Source organism: Empedobacter sp. UBA6745 (assembly GCF_002453775.1).
GTDB lineage: Bacteria > Bacteroidota > Bacteroidia > Flavobacteriales > Weeksellaceae > Empedobacter > Empedobacter falsenii_C.
In genome coordinates this window covers 1-6,820 of sequence record NZ_DKHL01000058.1, presented here as the reverse complement: position 1 = coordinate 6,820, position 6,820 = coordinate 1, and the positions used below count along the sequence as shown (strand labels likewise).

Sequence of the window (6,820 nt, the reverse complement as noted above, 5' to 3'; positions counted from 1 at the left end):
ATTTCGGGAACAGCTTGTAATGTTCAGCTATTTGAAAAAACAAATTAATAATTTATAAAAGGAGACAGCTTCTACAGCTGTCTCTTATTTTTAATCCAATCAATTTCAGTGTTTTTTAAAAAAAAATCGAACCAATTTATAATCCTCTGATTTAAATCTTTTGCCTTTGATGGATTCATTATAACATGCTTTTCATTCGGGTACAATAACAACTTTCCTTCTTTTTTTAAAAGTCTCATTGCTAAATACATGCTAACACTTTGTTCCCAATTGACATGATAATCTTCTTTTCCAGTCCATATTAATACAGGTGTATGTAGGTTTTCTAATTGGAGTAAAGGAGACTGCTTTAAATAATTTTCTTTTGAATCATAAAACATTGAACTCATTTTAAAAAACTCTTCCTCGTATCTCCAAAATTGTGGTTTTGATCCATTCCACCCCATCGAAAAGTACCAATTCACAATATCAAAAATACCTGAGCCACTAACAGCGGCTTTAAACAAATTCGTACGATTTACGATATAATTTACTTCAAAACCGCCATAAGAATGGCCTATTAATCCTATTTTATCTCTATCAATATTCGCTTCTTTTAATGCTTGATTGGTTGCCTCAACTGTACATTGTAGTGCTGATTCGCCTGGTTGATCTAAATCGACTATTATATCTGGTAGTAAAACAAAATAGCCTTGTGATGTATAAAAATCAGTATTAAAACCATTAGCTGAGCTTACTTCTGGCAATTGAAAATCATTCACTAAATGTGATTGTTTTTGGTAGATATGGACAATCATCGGATAATATTTGGTTGTATCATAATCAAACGGATAATACAATATTGCTTTTACTGATTTCCCATTTATAATAGATTTTATTTCTTGAAAACGACGTTTTTGAATAATTGAATTAACTGCTTCAACCCGAATGGTTGCTTTATTCTTCTCATCTATTTGAACAATACGAGGAGATTTTAAATAACCTTGCTCTATTACATACAAATTCTTATTTTTTAACGAAACTTTCTTAACATCTTGCGATGTGTTATAAATTTCATTAAATCGATCACAACATTTATAAATTTTGTACTGATTATTTTCGTTTAAAGATTGTAAATAAATGATTTCATCTACTTGATTTTTAGCTTTATTTCTAGTTATTAAAAACGTAAAAGTACCCGTTTGTTTTGTAGATTCAATTAATTGTTTCAGCTTTTTTGTATGAAGATTATATTCCCATATCCCTTCTTTAGCTGTTAAAAAAACACGTGAATTATCATAAAATTTAGCTGGCTGAAAAGCTTCATTTTTAAAATAATCATCAACGGAGAAACCAGCTTTTATTGAAGTGGTCAAACTTTTCTTTTTGTCTTCTAATACATCATATATCCACCAATTATTTTCTTTGAAATAGATAAATTTATTATGATCAGAAAGTATTAATTTATTTCTGTTGTAATCGTCAAAATCTTCAACTATTAACTTTTGATTCATTGTTTCTAGATCCATTAACTTAACATCAACATGATCCCGTAAATGACGATAACTTCTGTATCTATTCTTGTCGAATAAAAGTAGATATTGCGTTCCTAAAAATTCGTAATTGACATCTGATAGAGCTATTTTATGATTAATATGACCATCATTCAATCTCACAAAGATCAATTCTTTTTGACTCTTCGGTTTTTGAATAATAATTTGATCATCAGAGGTATCCCAAATTTCTACATCTTCTGATTTTTTTAAAGTATAATCAGATTGAAATGTATTTTCTAAAATGAGTAAATTATTGTCTTCATTAATAATCTTAAGATTTTTACTCTTGTTTAAGTCATGAAGTAATTTGACCTTAGTCCCATTGCTTTTTACATAAAATAAATCTTCTCCTTCTTGTTTAATATAATCATATTGATTGAATTCATTCCATCTTAATGACTGGTACTTAACACCATCTATTTGAAAAAGAAGATTTATATTTTTATTCAATTCATACACATCAATGGTATGATTCGTTTTTTCAATTACTAATTTATCATTTTCCCATTTGTAATCTATTACATCAATAAACTTTATTTCATTTCCTAATTTTCCATTATTTATTGTATTAATGTAAAGCGTATTACCTTCTTTTTTCGCTACAAAAAATTGCTTATTAGAAGTTTCAATCATTTTCTTATAATGCGGAATTGTTTTTTTATTTTGACTTTGGATGTTATATAGTACAAGACCTTCATTTTTTTCATCATATAAAAAATACTTATCACTCAACCAATGATAATTCATTATTCTACCAAGTCGTATTTCATCTGCTTTTTTATTATTTTTCAAATAATAGACAGGCAATTCATGGTTTTTATTTTTAGTAAATAATATATTTTCATTGTTTGCATCTACAAATTCAACGGTATAAAATTGATTAAAATAAGTTTCCAATGAATCTAATTTCTGTTGTTGACCAGAAATATAAATTGAAATTAAACAGATATAAAAGCTTAATATAAATCTAATAGCCATCATTTTGGGGTTTTAAATTATTATTCAATAAAATCTCCTTTTCTGGTAAAGGCAATTTTTCCATAAATGGTTTCCAAGTTGGTATACTATTTTGTAATTCATTTAATCGATTCCATCGTTTCAAATCAAAAAAACGATGTCCATATTCTGTAAATAGTTCATGTTTATATTCATCTAAAATAGCTTGCTCTAAGTCATGTTGAGATAAATTAGAAAGCATAGGTAAATTGGCTCTTTTACGAATAAGGTTTAAATCATTTTCAGCTTCTCTAAAATTGGAAAGCTGAAAATTAGCTTCTGCACGTATCAAATACAATTCAGCTAATCGAAGTACCACACTATTCTCTACATTAACTGTTGACGAAGCATTGGGCGCTTTGTATTTGTATGGTTGATACCAAGTACCCTGATTGTTATTTAATTTCTTTATCCAAATTTCTTTTCTTTGATCTCCCTTCTCGAAAGAGTTGACGAAAGTGGGTTTTAAACTTACAAAAGCTGGAGGTAGAGCATTTAACATAAAAACATCTGCTTCCAAGGAATTTCCAGTTGCTAAATGAGGTGAAAAACACCATAGAATAGATTTACTTTCTTTCAAAAATTCTTTGCTAAGATCTTGTTCTAATGTAACACCAGCCGTTTGAATAACATCATTTGCATGCTGTTTGGCTTTTTCCCATTGTTTGGTTTGTGCATAGTATTTAGCTTTTAAAGTTTTTAACGATGTAAGATTTAATCGTGTTTTAGATGTGTTTTTCGTTCCTTTCAAAAACAATTCTTCTGCTACTAAATAATCTTGTTCTATTCTTTCATAAATTTCCTTTTCTGGTGTTTTATGAACAAGTTTATTTTGTAAATAATCTGTCGTTGTGATGTATGGGATTTCGCCAAACAATTGAGTCAAATACATGTGCAACATTCCACGCATTGTATAGGCTTCTGCTAATACTGTTTGTTTGTATTGATTTTCTAATAATGTACTTTTTTCTACCCCCTCTATCAATGCATTTAATCGATATATTTGATTATAACTTGTGTTCCAGCTAGTCAACACCAATTCATTTCGAGTGGATAGCGTGTGTTCATAAAACTNNACTCTTTTTGACCAAGTAAATTGATGGAATATAAGTCGAGTTCATCTGTGTATAACCCCAATAAATACGTCATACCAGAATTATTACCAGTTAATAATCCGTTATCTCTTAAGCTTGCATAGATATTTAACAATGCAGCATCTGTCGTTTTTTTATCTTCAAATACTTCTGCGCTTACAAGTTGTGTATTTGGTGTATCAAGATCTAAGAAGTTGTCGCAACTTGTCAAAAGAATTAAAGCGATTAATCCTTGTTTTAAGTGTATAAAAATTGATTTCATAATGTTAAAAGTTTAATTGTAATCCAAGTGTATATTCTTTCAGAGGTGGCAAATACCCTGATAAAACAAATTCGGGATCAGCACCAAAATAATTGGTTAGCGTCCATAAATTTTGTCCGTTGAGAAACAATTTTAGAGAAGAAGTGTTTGCAATTTTAAATTGATAGGAAATGGAAATATTCTTTAAACGGATATAAGAACCATCACTTACCGATTGATCACTTTGTTTAAAATTATTATAGGCTTGCGAAGCGAGCGTTTGGCTTCCAGTACTGTATCGTTGATACTTGGCTGATGGATTATTTGGTGAATATGCATCTAGAAACTCTATCGGTTGATTGGTTAAACTTCCTGGAATGAAACTTTGAGCGATATAATTGATACTATTTTGTTTCACGAATTGAAATAGTACATCAAGCCCAACGTTTTTATACTGCACTTGATTTGACCATCCTCCAAACCATTTTACACCCACATTTTTAATAACCTGCTTATCTTCAGTATTTATTTTTCCGTCTTGATTAAAATCTTTGAATGTATGTAATCCAGTTATTGGGTCTATACCAGTCCATTCGTATAATTTTTTAATTGTAATGGGTTGACCAATAACATAAGTATTGGCATAAGTAGAACCTTCTAAATCGGGAAATGACACTAATTTATTTTGTGGAAATGATAGATTTAAACTACTTTTCCATTGAATAGCGTTTTGCAATGGTTTTGCTGAAAGTTCAATTTCAATTCCTTTGTTCTCTACTTTTGCAGGTAAATTAGATTGAATGGATGAAAAACCTGTTGTTCCTGGTAAAGGGATTCCGACCAATTGATTTCCAGATACATTTCTATACCATGCAAATGAAAATCCTATTCTATCCCTAAAAAAAGATAAGTCAAGAGCGAATTCTAATTTCTTATTTTTTTCCCAACTAAAATTAGGATTATACAAACTATTTGGCTCTAAACCTGTAACCTGATCATACGTTCTTGCCTTTGTAACATAGGTATCCAAGTATTGATAATCACCAATCAAATCATTACCTGTAATCCCATAACTACCTCTTATTTTTCCGAAGCTTAACCAAGATGATTCGTTGAGAAAGTTTTCTTTCGAAAAAATCCAAGCTGCTCCAATTGCACCAAAATTCCCATATTTAAAATTTTGTCCAAAACGACTTGATCCATCACGACGACCAGTTAAGTTTATAAAGTATTTGGATTGGTAGTTATATCCAAATCTACCGTAAACAGATTGATAGGTATAATCTATGATAGGTTGTGCACTAATTGTTTTTACACTTGCAGAAGATAAATCGTTTAGCAATGAGTTACTCAGAAAATTAGAAGCCGAAATTCCTAATCCATTTGTTTGTCTGTGTTGAAATGTTAATCCAACAAGATTTGTAAAGTGGTGTTGATTTATACTTTTATTGTACTCTAATCGTGGTTCTATGTTATACGACATAACTTTCTGATCGTATCGTAATACGTTAGATCGTTCACTCCCATAATTATAATTTGGGTTGTATATCGTAGATGGACTTACCCGATTTTCTATTGATTGACTATAATAAATCCCTATATTATTCACTAAACTTAATCCTTCAATTAATTGAATTGAATTCAAAATAGAGTGATTCATCATATCACCATTGCTAGTATAATAGCTTCTGAGTGCAGCTAATGGATTTACAAACGTATTGTTTTGCCAATTCAGTTCACCTTGTTCATTGTATAAATTTGGAGCATTCGGAGCTAAGCTTATAACACTTGAAAACAAATCGGTAGAAGGTAATTTATTGACAGATCGACTTAAATTACCTTTATATCCAATAGAAAATCGTTGATTAGGAGAAGTGTAATTTAAACTAATTAAAGCATTTGTCTTTTTTAATCGAAATGGTTCTGGATAAACAGTTGTTGCTTCAAAATGTCCAATACTCATTAAAAATTGAAATTGATCTGAGGCTGCGTTTATACTTAATTGGTTATTGCTTTTAGAAGAAATGTGCCCTACTAATTCGTTAAACCAATTGGTTGACGAATTTTCATCCCAACTTCCATTTATATCATAGGCATTTGTTGGATAAGTTTTAATTCCATCATTTTCAAATGCTGTTCTTCTCATTGCTAAATAATCAGACGTATTCATTAATCTTAATCGATTCATTACTTTACCCACTGTGTAATCTGAATTATACGCAATATTTAGTTTTCCACTTTTTCCTTTTTTAGTTGTTATCAGTACTACTCCATTGGCTCCACGCGAACCATAAATAGCTGTAGCATCGGCATCTTTTAAGATTTCTATACTTTCTATTTCTTTAGGATTCAGAAAATTAAGAGGATTAGATTCCCCATAAGGTAGAATACCAGACGACAGCCCTACACTTGTTGTATTTCCACTTCCAAAAGGTACACCATCTACAATATAAAGTGGTTCGTTCCCTTCTCGTCTTAGGCTATTTCGTCCACGTATCTGGATATCAAACCCACCACCTGCATTTCCAGAGTTTTGTACGATACTCACACCAGCCAGCCGTCCTTGTATGGCAGAAAGCACATTATTCACAGGCTGATTCTCAATTTCTTTTGCGGTAACACGTGCAATAGATCCTGTTCGTTCTTTGTCTTTTACAGCATAGTAACCCGCATTCACCACCACATCTTTGAGTTGAATCCCCTCCTCCTCTTCTTTTGTGAAACGAACATTGATCACGCTTCTATTCAATACCTCTTCTTCACGAATAGGAAAATCCAATTGCTCAAAAATTAGCTTTGCATTATCCTGTTGTAAAATCAACGAATACTGTCCATTAACATCGGTAAAAGTGGAATTATCAGTTCCCTCCTCTTTTACCATTACGCCCACTAATGGGACTTGAAGTTCTTTTACCGTTCCAGTCACGGTTTTACCTGTTTGTGCCAACAATGGT

At 30.8% G+C, this 6,820-nt stretch carries 3 protein-coding genes; all 3 read right to left on the bottom strand.

Annotated features, from left to right (window positions below):
- Positions 1-71 precede the first annotated feature (71 nt).
- Positions 72-2,516 (bottom strand): alpha/beta hydrolase family protein, encoded by a 2,445-nt coding sequence (locus tag B4H69_RS16410; RefSeq protein ID WP_291094934.1) that lies wholly within the window; start codon positions 2,514-2,516, stop codon positions 72-74.
- Complete coding sequence (locus B4H69_RS16405) at positions 2,503-3,564, bottom strand: RagB/SusD family nutrient uptake outer membrane protein (protein WP_291094932.1); 1,062 nt, start codon at positions 3,562-3,564, stop codon at positions 2,503-2,505. Before B4H69_RS16405 ends, B4H69_RS16410 begins: the two co-directional genes overlap by 14 nt.
- A gap of 327 nt (positions 3,565-3,891) precedes the next feature.
- Positions 3,892-6,820 (bottom strand): SusC/RagA family TonB-linked outer membrane protein (locus B4H69_RS16400; protein WP_291094930.1); only part of this gene is annotated, 2,929 nt, incomplete at its 5' end.